This is a genomic window from Leptospira bouyouniensis (assembly GCF_004769525.1).
Classification (GTDB): Bacteria; Spirochaetota; Leptospiria; order Leptospirales; family Leptospiraceae; genus Leptospira_A; species Leptospira_A bouyouniensis.
The window spans coordinates 468,920-487,662 of the sequence record NZ_RQFT01000003.1; the positions used below are offsets into that span (position 1 = coordinate 468,920).

Below are 18,743 nucleotides of genomic sequence, written 5' to 3' on the forward strand. Positions count from 1 at the left end.
ATTGATAATTTATTTCCCTATGGTTGTTAGAGTGATTATGAGCCTCAAAATCCCTCTAACCATCCTTTTTTCCCTCCTAACTTCCGTTTCCCTGTTTGCAGAGGAATTTGCAGTTGCAACTTTCACACGTGGGAAAGTGAGTTTTTTATCCGCATCTGATACTTCCAAACTTTGGAAAACTCTCAAGGTCAACGATGTTCTCAAACCTGGTGACCGGATCAAAACTGGAAATGGATCGAAAGTGGACTTTTTGTACCAAGAAACGGAAATTCGAATCCAACCAAATACAGACTTTACTTTAAAAGAATGGAATTCGGACAAAAAGACTGCAAAAGCTTATGTGCAAAATGGAGCTGCATGGTTTCGGGTAAACAATTTCAAAAAAGGAAGTTTTGAGGTTTCCACTCCAACTACAACTGCGGGTGTTCGTGGGACTGCTTTCGGTGTCTTTTTTGAAGAAAAAGAGAAAAAAGGTTATACCTGTGTTTGTGAAGGTCTTGTGAATATCAACGGAACTGATTTTGCAAAAGGGACAGGTGGTGCCAAAAAAGAAGGTGCCACGGATCTCGAGAAAAACGAATATAAAGATATCATCACAAAAGATGGAGCCACCATTCTTTTGAAAGAAAAACGAAAGGAATTTCCTATGTTGAATCGTTGTTTGCCTTGCCATAAACCAATTGGTTGGGAAGACAAATCGATTACACCGGATGAAACTTACGGCAAAAAGTGAAATTATTTTATCAAATTATCATTGGATTCTCACTCTTCACCTTACCTATATTTGGTGAAGAGGTTGTCACAACCAAAAAAGACGAACCCGATGGTTATTATGGTTTAAAACTTGGTGCCATCATTACACCCACTGCATCTTTACGAATACGAGATAAAGCTTCAGGAACCACAGACCTTTCTCCATCTGATAAATCTGGGTTTTCCATGCCATGGACTATGTTTTCAATTTCCAAAGAATGGGAAGATTTAGGATTAAAAGCTGAATTTTGGGGAGAAATTTTAAGAAATGATGCCCTAACAAATGATACTTCTGCTGGTACTGGAACAAAAGAAAATCCTTATGTATTTCTTGTTAGGCGAGCGAATTTAGCAAAAACTTTTGAACTTGGAAATACAAAACACCAAATCCAATTTGGAATGTTTGAATTACCTCATATGTTCTCTGTTTGGTCAGGTAATTACGATTGGCGATATTTTGATAAATCTCCATTGGAGTCACTTGGGTTTGCAAGAGACCCTGTCGATTTAGGGATCAATTATTTGGTTAGATGGAAATCATTTTCCATTCAAACTGCAGTGGTGAATGGAGAAGGATACAGAAATGTTCAGAATACAACGAACACTGGCTATGATGTTATTGGAAAAATAGGATGGGAACCAACTTGGTCAGAAAATCTAAAAACTGGAATCCATCTCCTTGGCCGTGCTTCGAATGCATTCGGTTATGCGAGTGATGAATGTCGAGAAGGAAAAACAAAATGCCTTTTGGATGATGGAAATCCAAACACAAGAAGGCAAGGACCTGTTTCCCTAAACCAAGAACAAGTGGTCGCTTTGGAATCTCATCTTTTATGGAAAGATACTGTCAATTTAGGATTAGGAGGGATGTTCAAAAAACATCTTGGTGGAAAAATCGTTGATCGATTTTCACCTTACCAACCCGGGACAATGATTCCAGAGTCAACAGGTCGTGGTGCTTACTTTTGGTTGGGAATAGGGAATGGAATTCTAAGACTTGTCGCTAGGGGCGAAATTGCCAATGGAGGGCCAAGTCCTGGTCTCAGGACCACTGAAACTGTTGAAAGAGAACCTTGGGTACGATTCCAACCTGGAGCCACCGAACCACGTTATTCAGATCAGTCTTATTACGTATCGCGACAAATTTTTGGAGAATGGTTTATCACTCCGTCGGCAAGGCTTGCATTGGGATACACAGAAGTTCGTTCTTATGACACAAAAGGAGAACCGAATAAATGGTATGTAGACAGTACTGGGGAGTTGTCAAATCGTGTCGAATATATAGGACAGTTTTCAAAACCGGTGGCGTATCCAATTTCCGAGTACGGTCGATTGGATCGAAGCATCGTTTTGAAAGCTACAGCTACTTTCTAAGATAAAGTTTATGTTTTCAGAAATCCAATCTCTTATCGAAGTCCAATTGTCTTCTGGCAATTTTACTTTTGTGACAGTGTTATTTTTAGCTCTCGGTGGATTGTTATCAGGGTTACTCCCGTGTGTTTATCCATTGTATCCCATCACTGCAGGCATCTTAAAAACTCGTGTTAACAAACACAAATGGACTCATCCTCTAGTATATTACTTTGGGCTTGCTTTGATGTATGCCATATTTGGATTGATCGCGGGAGTGAGTGGAGGTGTGTTTAATTCTTTTTTACGTTATCCAGAAACACAATTGGCTCTTTCCATACTGTTATTCATTTTAGGACTAAGTGTAGCAGAGTTTTTATACCTTCCTTTTTTTTCAGGGGATGTTAAAAACTCAGTTAACGTAAATTATGCGAATACCTTTTTTTTGGGTATGGGTGCCGGATTGTTATCGTCACCTTGCGTTGGACCTGTTGTTGTTTCTATATTAGTCCAACTCATTACTTACCAAACGGAAGGATTTAAAATTTTACCAATTTTATTTACATCCTTTAAGATGTTTCTGTTTGGGATGGGACTTGGAATTCCCTTTTTGATGATTGGAGTGTTTGGATTTTCATTACCAAAATCGGGTAAATGGATGAAGTATATACAGTGGGCACTCGCTATCCTTATCTTTTATTTTTCTTACACCTACTTGGATAAAGCTTTCGTGATATGGGGACTTGGTTCTGGACTCAGTATTAAAGTTTACCTGCTTTGGACTCTCTCCTTGGTATTTTTGTACCTTCTGAAAAAAGAAGGTACAAATTCTGAGAAGATGAAACATTCACTGTATCAGATATTTGCTATTTCATCGCTTCTGCTTTTGTTTCTACTACTAACTATTTCGATTTTAAAGAAGGGAGATGTACTGACTGGATCCAATCATACCAACTCAGAGCAGATGTTAAGAGAAGAACATGGGAATTTGGTTTGGTACCGGAACAAATCAGATGTTTTTGCCCTTGCGAATGAAAAAAACCTACCCATCTTTATCGATTTTTATGCGGATTGGTGTACGAACTGTAAGGAATTCCAAAAACTCACTTTATCTAACGAGGATTGGAATTCTACATTCCAGAAAGATGTTGTTTTATGGAAAGTATACGATACAGATCCAATTTTTGAAGAATTTTCCAACAATCCGAACTATCCTGAATTAAAGATTGGATTACCGTTTTTTTTGATCGTAGATGCTGAAGGAAAAATGTTATACAAATCGAATGATTATCTCGATACCAAAGGAATGATCGAAACTATTCAGAATTGGCAAAAAAAGAATTGATTGAGGTTGAATTATGCGAATCTTTTGAAAAAGATTCGCATAATCTTAGTTTAGCGAATTTAACGAGGAAGGGAATTGATCGTTTCTAAATATTGATTAGCAATTTCCTTCACAATTTCACCAGCAGGTTTCACATCGTCAATTTGCGCCACACCCTGACCTGCAGACCAAATGTCTCTCCAACGTTTGTATTCTTGTTCAATCGCTTGTTCGCCACCAGCATGACTTGCCGCAATTTTTTTAGGACTGTCTTCTAAAATATCTGGAGATCGTTCCACAGACTTTGCTAACCAATTGGCAGGGATACCTGAAATTTTTTCCGTATAAATAATCTCGTCGGGACTAGAATCAATTAACATCTGTTTGTATTCATTTTGTGCTCGTGATTCTGGAGTGGCGATAAAACGTGTTCCAATGTAAACAGCATCTGCTCCAAGTGATAAAGCCGCGGCCATCTGCGAACCATTTGAAATGGCGCCTGCAGCGATGACAGGGAGACCTGTTTCTTTTTTGAGATAGGGAATTAAAGCAAAAGGAGTGATAGCTCCAGCATGACCACCTGCTCCTTGTGATACGGCAATCAAGGCATCAGCACCAGATTTTGCTACGATGTTTGCATGTTTTAGTGTTGTTACGTCGCAGAACAAAGAAGATCCATTTGCTTTGATTTCTTTGGCAATGGTCCTTGGTGTTCCAAGACTTGTAATGATTAGCTCTACTTTTAAGTCCATCACCACTTCAAATTGTTTTGCCCAATTGGGATTATGTTCCTTATGTAAGATTAAATTCACACCAATTGGTTTTTTTGTTTTGGAACGAATTTCAAGAATTCCTTCGCGTAATTGTTCTGGAGTTCTGTAATTGAGGGAAGGAAAACATCCAATGCCTCCTGCTTCCGAAACAGCAACTACTAACTCGGGATAGGAGACAAGAAACATAGGTGCGGCAATGATCGGTAGATCAATTTTTAACATTTCACTGATTTTTGTTTTGATTTTCATAAATCTCCTGTTATACGATTATGGCTGGGTTGGTTTTGGAGTTAGGTTAGGAAGGTCCGATGGATACCTGCCTGATCTTGGAATACAACTCATTGCAAAACCCTGGATGATATAACAAATGGAATCTTGCGAAATGCATTTGAGAGACTTTTGGTATTCTTGGCCATCAATCTCAGTTGCAATTGAATAACATTCCATTTTGTCTTCTATGAAGAGTTGTTGTGGAGTTTTGATCTCTTGTGCCACAAGTGTGGAAAGGGACATGAAAAGGAAAGGGAATCGGTAAAAAAATGATAGGAATCGTCTGCGATTCATTGAACTTAATCCTGCTTTTCCAATAGGAACAAAAAAATTGAAAGAAGTCAAATCATATAAATTCATTCTATTTAAGATTCAATTTGTTCTTTTTTTGATTTCGATTCTAGGTATTCAAAACTGTTTTGACCTTTATTCTGACAGTAAACAAGACGGCCAGTTACAACAGTCAGTATATTTGATCGACAGATACTATTACTGGTCTGAGGAAGAACTGTTAGATCCAGAAATTTTGCCAGAAAATCAATGGATTCCATTTGAATCTAAGTCACTTGGATTTAAAAAGAAAGAAAAAGAATATTTGTATGTTAGGTTTAGTGATCAGTTCATTCGGCAATTACAAAGTCCAATTTTATATGCAGAAATAGCTTTAGAAACTTTTAAAGTATTTCAAGGGAAAGAAAATGTGTATATTGCCAAAGATTATGATTTTATTTTTCCTCATTTGATACCTTTGAGTCCTGAACCAAAGGGATTTATTGTTTTTCAGTTCCAATCTAGGTATAGTGGTTATATCGGATTGGATCGTGATGTTATTTTTAAAAATCATTCCCAAGCGTTAATAGAATTATTCATGGAGAATTTTTCTAAAACATTTTTTGCACCCATACTCCTCGTTTTATCGATTATTTTTATGGGATTTTATTTTTTACGTAGAAAGGAGATGATCTTTTTAAATTTTTCTATACTTCTATTATCTGCATCTCTCATCGAAGCATTAAATGGATTTGTTGGTTTTTCTTTACGTCAATATGCTACTTATATTGTCCCACTTGCTTTTATTAATTTTACTTTTTTCCCATTTGCGCTGCTTTTATTTTTGATAAGTGTTTTTCCGCCTTTTTTTAGAAATCTTTTTAAGTTAGTAGCGGCATCGCATGTGATTATATTTTTTATTTCAATATTTAGGAATTATGAAAACGGAATTTCATTTTTGAATAGTGAAGAAGGTTATAACTGGATTGTTGTATTGGAAGCAATTGTTGCAATTTTTTCATCAATTTATGTGTTTAGCAAAGGCAATCGTAAACTAAGAGAAATTATCTTTGGAATTCTAATCATTATTATTGCTGGTCTTCATGATACATTGGTAGATTTAGAAGTTTTAAGTCATCGATTTAGAGTGATCCATTATGGATTTTTTTTGATGTTAGGATTTTTTGGATATTATGTTTTCAAACATTACTGGGAGTTGCTACATTCCATTAACCGGATGAATGCAGAATTAAGATCCAAAAACAAAGAATTACAAAGGCTCATCCAAATTGACAAAGACTTAGCTTTGGCACATGCATTACAAAAATCTCTTCTATCTTCTAAATACAATGAAGATGAAAAAATTAGAATTATTGGGTTTTCACAGAATTTAGAATCTGTAGGTGGAGATTACTTTGATCATACAAAAGATAGTATGGGCAATTGGGCATTCCTCATAGCCGATGTTTCAGGTCATGGAATCTCATCTGCAATGGTTGCTGCTATGTCTAAAATGGCCTTTGTTGGAGCAGGCCCCTATTTGCAATTTCCCGCAAGAGTGTTTCATTTGATGAATCGACATTTAGTTGGAAAAACAAAAAATTTGTTTATCACTGCTTCTTATTTATTTATCGATACGGAATCTTATACGGCTACCTTTAGTAATGCCGGACATCCTAGTTTTTATCTAATTCGAAATACTGAAAATGAAGTCATACAACTCACCGCAAAAGGAAAACCTTTGGGTCTATTTTCTCATCAATCGTATGCAGAAGAAATCGTCAATATCCAACCAAAAGACAAAATATTACTCTATACAGATGGAATTTTTGATTTATTGAATGCAGAAGGAGAAAGTTTTGGGGAAGAAAGACTCAAATCATTGTTATGGGAATATCGTTTCCACAACCTCCAAGATTTATCTTCGATTTTACAAGATTCCTTATTCCGTTTTTCCAATGGTTGGAAGCATCAAATGGATGACTTAAGTTTTTTAATGGTGGAAATAAAATAGTCGATTGGATTTCGAACCAAATCGGAAGTCAATACCTGCTATAAAAAAGAATACTATCTAGTTATGCTTGAAGCTTCAAAAATATTATAAGGTACCATTGGTCTTCAAGGATCAAAGTTCTGGGTTAATGATAAACCGAATCGGATTTCCTTTTTTCTCTTCTAATGCATGCAAATATTCATTTGTATCTTCCAATTTATGAATCCCACTGATTGACTTTGTGAGATTCAATTTTTTTTCTTGGTAAAGTTTAATGAGTTCAGGGATAGCACGTCTATCAGAACCATAAGAACCTGTAATACGAATTTGTCTTTCGATGAGAAAAAATGGCATAGGGATTTCGAGTTTGTTTCTGCCAATTCCAACGAGTACAATCCTTCCCCCACGGTTCATTGCTCGGACACTACTCTCGATATTGGGCATATAACCAGTAAAATCACATAAAAGGTCAATCCCACCCGATTTTTCTTTTAATACCTTTCCCACTTGCATGTTTTTTTCAACTAATATTAGTTCGTCGGCACCATAAGCTTTTGCATTATCTAAACTACCACTATCGATATCGATTGCAAAAATTTTTCCAGCTCCGAGAGCTTTTGCGATAGCAACAGCATGAATTCCTAAACCTCCACATCCGATAATTGCAACGGATTCTCCTGCCTTTAATTCACCTTGGTATTTGACCGCATGATAAGGAGTGGAAACTGCATCAGCTAAAATCGCACCTTCAGCAAAAGGGATTTCTTCAGGTAATAGGTGCAGGTATCTTTCTTCAGTTTGGATGAATTCTGCAAATCCACCTCTTTGGTTAAAACCTATGACACCTATAGCCTCACAAAGATTTTCTCTCCCAGATAAACAATGTTTACATTTTCCACAGGAAGTTCCTGCACTAACTACAACACGATCACCTACTTTAAGTTTTGTGATCTGTTCACCAATTTCTGCTACGACACCAGAGGTTTCATGGCCAGGGACACAAGGAGAATAGGTAGCCTTCATTTTTCCATGTAAGATAAAATGAATATCAGATCCACAGATTCCACATGCTTTTACTTTTACCTTTACTTGATTTGGTTGGAGTGCGGGAAGGTCTAATTCTTGAATTTCAAGTGATCGCGATCCAGAAGGTAAAACAGCAGCTTTCATAACATGATACCGTCAAGTTCAGACAACATATCACTCGAATCAGTTTCATTCAATTGTTCTAAAGTGAGTTCAATGGTATCATTTAAATAATATTTCAAATTTTTATATTCGGTTAAAAAGGTTTTTAGGCTTGATTTTTCTTCTTCAGAAAGTCGATTTTCCATATTCAGTTTGCATAAAGCCAAAACTCCAAATGCTGATTTGAGTTCATCGGTATTTGAAGCGATGGAAAAAAGTTCTCGGATATCAAGTTCAGGAAAGGTAGGGAGTAAGTCTGAGATCAATTCCATCGCGCCAATTGGAATTGTTCGATCTAAAGATTTGACATAATTCACTAGCACCCGGTAACTTTTTGAATCTCCAACATAGGCTAATAAATATACCATTCCTGAAAGTAAAACTTTGTGATACCCCCAAGACAATCGTCCTGAGTCGGCTTCCCGGATGATTTGGTAGATCATCGCCCAAACATTTTTATCATTGTTTGCAGCTAATTTCATCAAATCTAAGAGGCGATTTTCCCAGACTGGTTGGTCCATTTCCGTTTTTAGTTGGTCAATGGCTTCTAAGGGAGAATTGGGTAATGATCCTAACTTTTGCACTGTTTCCTCTCGACATAATTCTAGAATATGAGACGTATATGTCTTTTCTTTTTTATCATGCTAATGTTTTCTATATACGACCGAAACTAGTTGCATAGATGAAACGTTTTTCGGTAATACTGATCCTTCTCCTAACCACATTGGGAGAGATGACACCGGACCAATCCAGTTCAAAGGCTACACAGTTAATCCGTGTTAGCTACGGACTTAAGGATAACTACGAGTTTCTTCGCATTTTAAATTCAACCATCAGCAATCGTGGGACAGAAGACCAAAAAAAATACTTCAAACGTTGCGTACAACACCATATCGAGTCTGAAATTTTACATTTGCAGATGGATTTAGGAAAATCATACGCAGAACTACGTAGAACCCAAGCTTTACTCATTCAACTTTACATACATGTTTTGGAAGACGAAATCGAAGAATTGGAAATTGAGTTAGGCAGGTTGGCTCGCCTTGCAAATGGAAAAGAAAAAACAGAAACTAAACTATATTTACGACTCGGGTATAGAGAAATAGCGGTTGCGAAACAAAAGTTGATTGTTGGTAAAAACATTCGCCCATATTTGTATTTGATGAAATTGCAGGAATTGGCATATTCTTTAAAATCTTTAAAACAAGCTGAGAAATACATTGTTTTACTCGGATTGTTACATGATTCAATTGATGAGTTTGATAAAGAGAGTAGAAGTTTTGAAGCGATGGTGAATGAGGTCATTAGGATCATTGTGAGTGATAAAGAAAAATACCTTAGATTATTATACGATAGCCACTTTGATTCTTATGGAACTCTTAATTATTATGAACAAATTTGGAAACAACCTGATTTGCATGAGTTATCGACTGGTATCCCAAATTTTGACCCAGCCTATTTTCGAAATCCTGAAGAAGCAAAAATTCCAACCTTTAAATAGTTATGCGATCATTCATTTGGGAGTTTCCATTAACCGCTAGTTTTGCTTTGTTTTTATTTTTACTTTATCCAATTGTTTCTATTTTTATGCCAAACTTAGTTGGTGAATATTTTATCGCAACACCAGGTGAATTCGAACCTATCAATTGGATTTTATCTACGTTCTTTCATGGTTCTGGTGCTCATTTATTATCCAATTTATTCTTTCTACTTTTGCTTGGTAGAGTCGTTGAAAAAAGAGTTGGTAAAACAAAATGGTTGCTCTTTTATTTTATGGCTGGTTTGCTTTCTGTGTTAGGTGATGGATTTGTTCGCGGGATTATATTGGGAGACAAAACCCCAATTGTTGGTGCGAGCGGTTCTATTTCAGGATTAGCATCAGCAGCGACACTTTTGTCCCCATTTCGATTCCCAATTTCTAAACAAAAATCTATTCCATTCCCAGTGTTTTTATTTGGTTGGATGATGGTTTATTCAGATATTACCAATCTGTTTGCGAGAGATAATGTGGCACATTGGGCACACTTAGGTGGATTTTTTTCCGTATTTTTGACAAGTTATTTGTTTGGAGAAAAAGAAAGACAAGAAATCCGGCAGGGCTTTCTGATCAACTTTACCTTTTTTACATTGACTATCATTCTTCTATTTTTTATCAACAATAGGTAATGAATCTAAAATTCCGAGCAAAAGATTACCTTTCTGATGATTCGTTTGAATCAGCGGAATACGAATACATTGGAAATCAAAAAGACGGATGGGAAATCAAACGGAATGGTTCTTCCTACCTCCAATTGGGGCCAGGTTACATTCCTTTAAAAACCATTTCCTGTGGTGTTTGTTCCACAGACATCGATAGACGGTTTTTACCTTTCCCACTCCCACAAATCATTGGGCACGAAGTTCTCGCAGAAGGATTAGAAGAAAACAAAGGCAAACAATTTGTTGTCGAAATTAACGATACATACGAAGCGCGTGGAGATAAAAATCCTGACGTATTTTGTTTAGAAGGGATCCCAACACATTCCCCAGAAAGAAGGGTACTCGGAATCGATCGCCTACCTGGAGGATTTGGTCCCTATATCTTAGCTCCTATTCACGCAGCAATCAACCTAGAAGGTGTTTCACCGAAAGCCGCAGTTTTGATGGAACCATTTGCGGCTGCATTACAAGCCATCATTGCTTCACCTCCCAAATCGGGGGACCATGTAGCTGTGTTGGGACCAAGGCGACTGGGTAGTTTGGTGCTTGCAGCACTATCGTCTTATCGCAAAACAAATGGTTCTAATTTTCGCATTACTGCAATAACGCGGCATGACCATTTGGTTGTTTTGTCCAAAGAGATGGGTGCAGACGAGGTAATCGATCTTCGCATAACAAATATTAGTGATATTTCGAATCAATTTGATATAGTATATGATACTACATCTACTGCTTCGGGTTTTGAATCAGCATTACAAATCTCTAAAAGAGAAGTCCATCTTAAAACAACAAATGGCCAATCAATGGCTGGACTAGAACATTTAACTGAACTAGTTGTTGATGAACTTTCTATTCTTCCCTATTCAACTCAAAACACAAATTTTCATTGGCAAAAGGAAAACAGAACTAACAAAAAAGTTTTTGTTTTCGATGGAGTATCAGAATCAATTAAAGTCGATTTACGATCTAAGTTTCAAGTCTTTGAAGGAGACCAAACTAAGGGAGAGTCGTATCTGACATCAGAACATTTTACCAATCGAATGCCACGTTTTGATTTTGTGGTCGTTTCAAACCCATCAGAGATCGGTCAAACGATTCGACCAAATCCTACACATGAAAATTCATTAGTTCGTCCAAGAGGAGCTATTCTCATAGACACATCAAATACAGAAAATTGGCCATCTGATTTCCGTTTGGTGAGTGAATTTTTTAAAAATGGGAAAGAAATCCATAGCTCTCGTTGTGGTGACTTTCATATGGCAATATCCTTATTAAGAGATAATCCAGAGATTACAAATTCCTTAGAAACACATTTGATTTCTCACAGATTTCCTTCTGATCAACTTGAACTTGCTTATTCGAAAGCAAAAGACCCGTCCAGTGTAAAGGTAGTTGTTGATTTTCAATAACGATATGACTTCAGAAAAAAATATAAAAACATCACTCGGTCCAACCTTACACCAAGTAGAAGATGGATTATGGGAAATTGATTTATCCAATTTAAGGATATTTTTTGGTCTCTCCATTTTATCGCGAACAATTGGAGAAGAAATTGGAAATTTATTACAATCTTTACCTGGAGATTTAGCATTTACATATAAAATAAATCCAAATATAAATCACGAGTTAGTCGATATGCACATCCAACATGTGCAGGTGTTGGCGAGAGCTGGGATTTTAAAAGATTGGGTATTATTCCGTGAAGAATTTGAGGAAAATTTACGATTCGTTTTCGGATCTTTCCAACAACAGTCGATAGCCAAAAAAATTCATCCTGAGTTTTACGGCGAAGACCCAAATCGAAATTCTCCTGTTGCACTTTTATTTCCTTTCGATACCGAGTTTGTTCATCCATCGGGTTATTATATCTTGATGGAACGAGTACCGAGCCAAAATCGAATTGGTGATTTTTTTCTACGCATTACAATAGATTCCAGAGAAGACGGATGTTTAAATTTAGCGAACATTACACACGAAGTGATTAGTGATGTTCATACTAGAACCTATATTGCAGGAGCTTCCAAAATCAGTGAATCATTGAGTAATGGAATTATCAATGTTGCTCAAAAAGGTGAAACTTTTTTTGAAGAGGAAAATAGTCATTTTAGCAAAGTATTTTCCCAGATTGAAAAAACACCTTTGGGAAAACTTTCAAATATAAATTTTTATTGGGAAGAACAGTATCGGAATTTGATTCTAAGTTCGGATCCTAGTATTTCACTTTCGATACTAAAAAAATTGTTTTTGCTATTAGAAGATTCTTCAACTTCTAAAAAAATAAAAGAAGGTAATACATTAAGAGCGATCATCGGAAAAACGTCAGTATATGTTGATCTTTCTAGACTTGATCGAGTTTTAAATTTTAGTTTCAATCAAAAACGAACTTTAGTAGATTCAAATTTTTATTTAAAGCGAATGCCAATTTTAGAATCCATTGCCAATGGCGAAGGACATAAATATAATTTTGAAGGTGTTCATATTTTTTTAATTCACCATATCACTTCTGAGATTATTTCATTAATTGAAACATTTAGAAGGTTAAAAGCAAAATCGTTGAATGTTGCCTTTGTAAAATATGGTGGAAACATTCCTCCAATTTATTTAGACATTTTATTGGATATCCCAACGGAATCATTTTATATGGCGGGACTTGAGTTTAAACTCACAAAAAATAATACGCCATATTATGGTGTTTCCCTTTTATATAGTGATTTTGAAGAGCATATAAGTTTTCGCCATAAATTGGAAGAAGCCAAATTAGGTTTTTTCGATGCGATGCGCAGATTGGCTTTATATATGTTTCTCAATCAGTTGCAGAGACTTATTGAAAAAAATGAAAGAATGATTTTAATAGAAGACGGTGGTTACATTGCTCCAATCCTCAATGAGCGAGCATTAGATGGTGTCACTTTCGGTGAAGTTCTCAAGGAATTTTGGGTGGAGAATAAAAATTCTTCAGTGAATGAAAGGAAATTTTCTGAAATATTAAATCATCATGTCATTGGAACTGTCGAACATACTCGGAATGGTTATGATAGATTACTCAAAGTGAAACACGAAAGGAAATCATTGTTTTTACCGGCATATTCAATTGCAATTTCAAAGGAAAAAACATTAGAGGAATCAAAAGAGGTTGCTCGTTCTATTATCAATGCCATCGAAAATACATTACATGGAATTGGTAAAGTTTTATCAAAACGAAATATTTTGATCCTTGGTGCCGAAGGAAATATAGGTAGATTCTTAAAGAAATATTTAGTTGGTGGTTCTTTACACGAAAACAATTTAAATGTTTTGGAAGTGGATCGTAAATTTGAAATGAATTCTACATTTCGAAAACAATCGTTTGATTCTCTTTCAAATAAAGATTTTTCAAATATTGATTTAGTAATTGGAGTCACAGGAGAATCCATACTTCAACAAAAGGACTTTGAAAATTGGATTTTTTACAGCGAACACAAACAATTATTTTTAGCATCTGGTTCCACAAAAACAATAGAGTTTGAAAATTTTATCCAATGGACCAATGAACTGAATTCACTCGATCAGGTAAAACTTAGAGATAAAGAAACAGTCATTACATTTCATAGAATTTTGGACCCACAAACACAAATGGATTTAGGATCGAAGGTTGTATTCAAAATTCCAGAATTAAAATTGGAAAAAGAAATCTACCTAATCAGTGATGGCAGTCCTGTAAACTTTTTGTTTTTTGGTGTACCAACTGAATCTATGGATCCAATCATATCACAACTAGCGAGTGTTTCACTTGGAATGGTAAATCAATTTAAATCTAAAAAACTTCCATCACCAGAGATTTATGCAGTAGACCACCAAATTGATGTTTGGGGAAAAGTATTGTGAGTAAACACGGATTTTTTCAAATCACACAAAAACTCTTTTTAAGAGATGGGGACTCATTATTAGTTTTACGCGATCAAAAGTCGGGACATGGAGACCTTCCGGGAGGAAGGATGAATGAGGATGAATTTTTTGAAGATTGGACAGAAAGTATCTTTCGGGAAATCAATGAAGAACTTGGCGATCATATCAAAATTGAAGTAAACCCGACTCCTATTTTTGTACATAAACATAGAGTGAATGATGGCAATTTTCCATGTATTATCATTGCATACGACGCCAAATTAATTGATGGCAAAGTAGAATTGTCAGATGAACATGATTATATGGAATGGGTAAATATAAATTCTTTTGATCCTAAGAAACTTTTTTCGGAGTATATGTTGGATGCAGTCCAGCTTTATTTAAATCACTATGCATAATTTATATGTACCACCTCATAAAATCTTATTATTTATACTTTTGTTTGGAATTGGATTTGGTTCTGCAACTTACTTAAAAGAACATGAATCAACTGTTCCAATTCCAAAATTGGAGATGCCTAAAACAGACTTTAGTTTTAACTTCGATTTCAATTTAAACTTTGATTTTAGCAAACCAGAAGTTGACGAAGAAATACAAAAACCAAATAAAACCTGGAATGAAGTTTCTATCCAAACGAATGGAACAGACCGTAAATACGGAAACCTTGTTGGAATTCAACTTGTTCTAAAACCTGAAGATTATGTTAAAGAAGAATGGTGGAAAGAAAGGATTGAAGAAACATTAATCCAAGGTAAAAAATCTGGAATATTTGACCGTAAAACAATCGTTATTTTTCCAGAACATTTAGGTTCAGGATTAATATTTCTTAATGAGAAGTCCAAATTTCTCAATTCTGATAGCTTAAGCGATGCACTTAAAACAAAAGGAGATAATTTTACTTTAAACGATCTATTACTTTCTAAGGCTAATATGATGGCTGATGTATATGTACGTACGTTTTCTTCATTAGCAAAAGATTATAATGTACCTATCCTTGGTGGAACGATTGTACTTCCTAATCCAAAAATTGTGAAAGGAAATCTTGTTTTGGACTCTACAGGACCTCTTTATAATGTCGCAATTCCATTTTCTGCTGATGGTAAATTGATGGAACCAATCGTAAAAAAATCTATATTATCAGAAGAAGAACAAAAAGTATATGCTGCAGGAGATATCAACCAAGACAGAATTTGGATTGTTCCTGGATGGAAAGTTGCGGTTTTTATAGGACAAGAGGTATTTGATTCATCCATTTATTCTCGCCTAACAGGAAAAGCAATTGATGGTTTGATTTCCCCTTCTGCTGTGTTTCCAAATATGAAATGGTCAGGAAAAGATTTGTCTGATATGAACGTTTGGAAACAAGATGGTATGTCAAAATATATAAAAACCACCCGAGCACAAGATTTAGTACAAGTGTTTCTCTCTGGGCATTTATTTGAAAATCATTGGAATGGGAAAACCTTCAATCTTAGAGATTTTACATTTGAAGATGAGGTCATCTCGGTAGAAAGCCCAACAATCTTAAATTTGTACTTTTAAAAAAAGAATCAGACGAGTTGGTTTTTTAATTTTTAAATTTAGGATTTTGCTGAAAATCCGTTTGACAGTGGATTGAATTCACAAAAAATTTTCAGAGTTATGCCACAGAAGTCCCTTCCTAAAAATGAATTTTATGTAAAATGCCCTTTGTATGCGAAAGGACTTTCTGTTTGTCCAAGTTCCAAGGATCGTTTGCAATCAGATGACTTAGAGAGATTAACTACACATTGTGTGCAAGATTTGTACAAAGCTTGTGAAGTGTTCTCTTCCAAAAAAGAAAAGGAACAGGCGGCTTAACCGTCGTTCATTTTTCTTACTTTTTTGAAATAATCATAAATCTTCCAATCTTCTTCACTAAACGTCAAATCATCTAACACAAGTTCCCCTTTTTTACTTTCATAGACAATTTTATCACCCGCTACACCCCACAATCTTTCAATAAAAAATGGAAAGTGTTCTTTTTTACCAGAAACTTTCCATTTCATAGGTTGGTTGGGATCATTTTGATTGGTCGTTATGAACTCATCCTTTCCTGTTAATTTCCAAGAATATGCTTCTCTTGTGACAATGGGAATCCCTCGATTGATGGAAGGAGATTTACCTTGGTGGTAAAGAACTTCTTTCAAATACAAATCTCCAATTTTTCCTCCAACGACATAACCTGAGTTACCATTATGATAATAAAATTTTGGAAGAACAATATCTTTGGAGAGTAAAGACACTCTTTTTGATTCAATATTTAGGAAAAATAAATGATAAGCTCCACCAACTCCAGACCAAACTAGGTATTCATTTCCAATTGGTGAGATATGGTATTGGATTTTTAATTTTGGATAGGGAGACGGAAATAAATCGCTGGATAGAAATTTTTCAGGCTTCGAAGATTTTCCTGTTTTTTCGATGAAGAGTTGGTTTTCAAAAAAATATAATAAAAGATCACCAGAATTTGAAATTGCCATTCCCGTTTTACAAGGAATGTGAACGATAGATTCATGTTCTAAAGATGAATCCATTGTAGAATATCCAAATAAAGCACACCCACCGTATTGTTTCAAAGGATATTGAATTGCAACATAATTTCCGTTAGCTGATAGTTGTATCGAATCAGGCCGAAGTTTTAATTCGATTGAGTTACGATTGTCGTTTACCAAATCTTTGAAATAAAGTGTTTTATTTTCAGTCCAAACGATTTTTGTTCGATCTTCGGAAAGTGCAAATAGTCTAGGTTGGTTTGGTTTATTTTTTGAGAGAATTTCTGCATTCGAACGATTTGCTGAGAGTCGATCTTGTAATAAAACCAAAGCCTTCTCAAATTTTTCTTTCGAGATAAGATCTTCAATTTCTGAAACTAAAGATTCATGTTTGGATTGGCAGTTACTTAATGATAAAAAATAAAATAAGAAGATGAAATAATATTTCACTGAGACTCCAACATTTCCCGAATTTCATCCGAGTGGATTTCTTTTGAAAACAATTCCATCGCCGTTTTTCCTACTCGTTTGGTATCATAATAGGCAAATGTTCCGGTGACCACAGCTCCGCCAATAGGAACCCAACGTGCAAATTGTTTACGTATAATTGATTTTGAAATCATGATTCCTAATTTTTCTAAAACGGATTGAAATACTCTAACAGTTGTTGGGCGAATCAATATCTTAAAACTTGATTCTTCTATGATTTTTCGAAAAACATGGGCTCCTCCATGTTTGAATAAACAATAAAGCAACAATTCTTTGGTCACCTGTACTTCCTTTCCATAGAGAGCGGCAATATCCATAATCAAATGACCCTGGATTCGGTAGACCATCAAAAGTTCCGGCAAAATGCTGAGAATGCCTAATGGACCGGGTGGTAGGGAACAGGTTGCGCTAATGAGTCCCGATTTAAAAGAGGCGTTCTGAACCAATTCTTTTAATAATTCCTCTGGAGGTTGGATTGTCGGAGCGTAAGGGCTTCTATAGTCCTCAAAACCAGCAAATAATTCGATAAGGCCTTCTAAAAATCCATTGGATTTGCCCTGAGATGGAAGTTCGTTCACGGGTTTCTTAAATCCTCGTTAGATTTTGGTTTATCAAAAACAGGCATTCTGTATCCTTTCCATAGACATGATAGATAGATTGAAAAAAATTCAAGAAAAATACCTGCGTATCGAGGATGAGCTCGCCAAAGCTACTGCATCGGATACTTTAAAGAATCTATCGAAAGAAAGATCTCGCCTAACTCCCGTATATACAAAAGCAGATGAATATTTAAAAATTACCAAAGATTGCCAAGATGCAAAATCACTTTTAGAATCAGAAAATGATCCAGACATGCATGCCATGTTAAAATCAGAAATTGAAGAAGGTGAAAAAAAATTAGAAGAACTGGCAAAAGAACTCGAAATTATGCTATTACCACCTGATCCCAATTCAGGCAAAAGTATCCTCGTGGAAATCCGTGCTGGAACAGGTGGCGAAGAATCAGGTTTATTTTGCGCCGATTTGTTTCGTATGTATAACAAGTATGCGGACAAAAAAGGACTACGTACTGAGATCATTGATATGAGTCCTACAGGGATTGGCGGTTATAAAGAAATTGTGTTTTCTTTAGATGACGACAGAGCGTATGATTTATTCAAATTTGAATCTGGTACACATCGTGTACAAAGGATTCCCGAAACAGAATCTGGTGGAAGGATTCACACGTCTGCAGTCACTGTTGCGATTCTGCCAGAAGCAGAAGAAAAAGAAGTGGAAATAAAAGAAAGTGACCTTCGTATTGACGTTTATCGCTCGTCAGGTGCCGGTGGTCAGCACGTTAACACTACTGACTCAGCTGTCCGGATCACACACATTCCAACGGGAATCGTAGTTGCATCCCAAGAAGAACGCTCTCAAATCAAAAACCGAGATAAAGCAATGCGAGTATTAAGGGCAAGAATTGCTGACCAAGCAGCCGAGTCCGCCAAACAAAGTGCGGATGCCTTAAAAAAAGCACAAGTTGGTTCGGGAGATAGATCAGAGCGTATTCGAACCTATAATTTCCCGCAAGGACGTTGTACTGACCATCGGATTGGTTTTACGAGTCATAATCTTCCATCCATTATGGAAGGGGATTTGGATGAACTAATTGATGCACTTATCCAGGAAGACCGGTCTAAACGATTAGCAGAAGCAAAAGCTTAAAAAAAAGATTTTTGTCAAAGGAATTCGAT

18 protein-coding genes are annotated in these 18,743 nt (G+C 35.8%); 12 read left to right on the forward strand and 6 right to left on the reverse strand.

Translation table 11 applies throughout. The annotated features are described in order from the left end of the window. The first annotated feature begins 19 nt into the window (after window positions 1–19). Genes EHQ43_RS03840 through EHQ43_RS03850 form a run of 3 tightly spaced genes read left to right on the forward strand, consistent with a single transcriptional unit; the run spans window position 20 to window position 3,448 of the window. Window positions 20–733 carry a FecR family protein gene (locus EHQ43_RS03840; RefSeq protein ID WP_135740052.1) on the forward strand — a complete coding sequence of 238 codons (714 nt, stop codon included), beginning with the start codon at window positions 20–22 and terminating at the stop codon, window positions 731–733. After that, on the forward strand, window positions 730–2,127 hold the full coding sequence (locus EHQ43_RS03845) for a hypothetical protein (protein ID WP_135770183.1): 1,398 nt from the start codon (window positions 730–732) through the stop codon (window positions 2,125–2,127). The genes EHQ43_RS03840 and EHQ43_RS03845 overlap by 4 nt, the downstream gene beginning before the upstream one ends. A 10-nt stretch (window positions 2,128–2,137) precedes the next feature. Continuing rightward, entirely contained in the window at window positions 2,138–3,448 is a 1,311-nt protein-coding gene (locus EHQ43_RS03850) for a protein-disulfide reductase DsbD family protein (RefSeq protein ID WP_135770184.1), read from the forward strand. Between the two features lie 59 nt (window positions 3,449–3,507). On the opposite strand, the gene EHQ43_RS03855 is transcribed toward EHQ43_RS03850, so the two are convergent. Both EHQ43_RS03855 and EHQ43_RS03860 read right to left on the reverse strand, forming a co-directional pair. Then, window positions 3,508–4,449 carry an NAD(P)H-dependent flavin oxidoreductase gene (locus tag EHQ43_RS03855; RefSeq protein ID WP_135753459.1) on the reverse strand — a complete coding sequence of 314 codons (942 nt, stop codon included), beginning with the start codon at window positions 4,447–4,449 and terminating at the stop codon, window positions 3,508–3,510. Between the two features lie 18 nt (window positions 4,450–4,467). Then, window positions 4,468–4,764, reverse strand: coding sequence for a hypothetical protein (locus EHQ43_RS03860; protein WP_135740048.1), 297 nt, complete (start codon window positions 4,762–4,764; stop codon window positions 4,468–4,470). Between the two features lie 37 nt (window positions 4,765–4,801). On the opposite strand from EHQ43_RS03860, the gene EHQ43_RS03865 reads away from it, so the two are divergent. Further along, window positions 4,802–6,754, forward strand: a complete 1,953-nt coding sequence (locus EHQ43_RS03865) for a PP2C family protein-serine/threonine phosphatase (protein ID WP_135753458.1) — start codon at window positions 4,802–4,804, stop codon at window positions 6,752–6,754. Window positions 6,755–6,865: 111 nt separating this feature from the next. On the opposite strand, the gene EHQ43_RS03870 is transcribed toward EHQ43_RS03865, so the two are convergent. Then, a complete protein-coding gene (locus EHQ43_RS03870) occupies window positions 6,866–7,903 on the reverse strand; it encodes a zinc-binding dehydrogenase (protein ID WP_135753457.1) in 1,038 nt (345 codons plus the stop codon). Then, window positions 7,900–8,442, reverse strand: coding sequence for a hypothetical protein (locus EHQ43_RS03875; RefSeq protein WP_244242666.1), 543 nt, complete (start codon window positions 8,440–8,442; stop codon window positions 7,900–7,902). Before EHQ43_RS03875 ends, EHQ43_RS03870 begins: the two co-directional genes overlap by 4 nt. A 161-nt stretch (window positions 8,443–8,603) precedes the next feature. Here EHQ43_RS03875 and EHQ43_RS03880 point away from each other — a divergent pair, with 161 nt between their 5' ends. The 7 genes from EHQ43_RS03880 to EHQ43_RS03910 all read left to right on the forward strand — a co-directional run bounded on the left by EHQ43_RS03880 (window position 8,604) and on the right by EHQ43_RS03910 (window position 15,844). Continuing rightward, window positions 8,604–9,422, forward strand: a complete 819-nt coding sequence (locus EHQ43_RS03880) for an adhesin OmpL37 family surface protein (protein ID WP_135770185.1) — start codon at window positions 8,604–8,606, stop codon at window positions 9,420–9,422. A 2-nt stretch (window positions 9,423–9,424) separates the two neighbouring features. Then, window positions 9,425–10,087, forward strand: a complete 663-nt coding sequence (locus tag EHQ43_RS03885; protein WP_135740043.1) for a rhomboid family intramembrane serine protease — start codon at window positions 9,425–9,427, stop codon at window positions 10,085–10,087. Further along, on the forward strand, window positions 10,087–11,529 hold the full coding sequence (locus EHQ43_RS03890) for an MDR/zinc-dependent alcohol dehydrogenase-like family protein (RefSeq protein WP_135770186.1): 1,443 nt from the start codon (window positions 10,087–10,089) through the stop codon (window positions 11,527–11,529). Before EHQ43_RS03885 ends, EHQ43_RS03890 begins: the two co-directional genes overlap by 1 nt. Window positions 11,530–11,533: 4 nt before the next feature. Beyond that, window positions 11,534–13,984: a hypothetical protein gene (locus EHQ43_RS03895; RefSeq protein ID WP_135770187.1), complete on the forward strand. Its 2,451-nt coding sequence runs from the start codon at window positions 11,534–11,536 to the stop codon at window positions 13,982–13,984. After that, window positions 13,981–14,403: an NUDIX domain-containing protein gene (locus EHQ43_RS03900; protein WP_135740040.1), complete on the forward strand. Its 423-nt coding sequence runs from the start codon at window positions 13,981–13,983 to the stop codon at window positions 14,401–14,403. The genes EHQ43_RS03895 and EHQ43_RS03900 overlap by 4 nt, the downstream gene beginning before the upstream one ends. Next, window positions 14,396–15,547 carry a carbon-nitrogen hydrolase family protein gene (locus tag EHQ43_RS03905; protein WP_135770188.1) on the forward strand — a complete coding sequence of 384 codons (1,152 nt, stop codon included), beginning with the start codon at window positions 14,396–14,398 and terminating at the stop codon, window positions 15,545–15,547. Before EHQ43_RS03900 ends, EHQ43_RS03905 begins: the two co-directional genes overlap by 8 nt. Window positions 15,548–15,646: 99 nt before the next feature. Continuing rightward, entirely contained in the window at window positions 15,647–15,844 is a 198-nt protein-coding gene (locus tag EHQ43_RS03910; RefSeq protein ID WP_135740038.1) for a hypothetical protein, read from the forward strand. On the opposite strand, the gene EHQ43_RS03915 is transcribed toward EHQ43_RS03910, so the two are convergent. Both EHQ43_RS03915 and EHQ43_RS03920 read right to left on the reverse strand, forming a co-directional pair. Next, window positions 15,841–16,968, reverse strand: coding sequence for a hypothetical protein (locus tag EHQ43_RS03915; RefSeq protein ID WP_135753453.1), 1,128 nt, complete (start codon window positions 16,966–16,968; stop codon window positions 15,841–15,843). The genes EHQ43_RS03910 and EHQ43_RS03915 overlap by 4 nt on opposite strands. Beyond that, complete coding sequence (locus tag EHQ43_RS03920) at window positions 16,965–17,585, reverse strand: hypothetical protein (RefSeq protein ID WP_135740036.1); 621 nt, start codon at window positions 17,583–17,585, stop codon at window positions 16,965–16,967. The genes EHQ43_RS03915 and EHQ43_RS03920 overlap by 4 nt, the downstream gene beginning before the upstream one ends. Window positions 17,586–17,652: 67 nt before the next feature. Here EHQ43_RS03920 and prfA point away from each other — a divergent pair, with 67 nt between their 5' ends. After that, window positions 17,653–18,714, forward strand: a complete 1,062-nt coding sequence (gene prfA / locus EHQ43_RS03925; protein ID WP_135740035.1) for a peptide chain release factor 1 — start codon at window positions 17,653–17,655, stop codon at window positions 18,712–18,714. Window positions 18,715–18,743 lie beyond the last annotated feature (29 nt).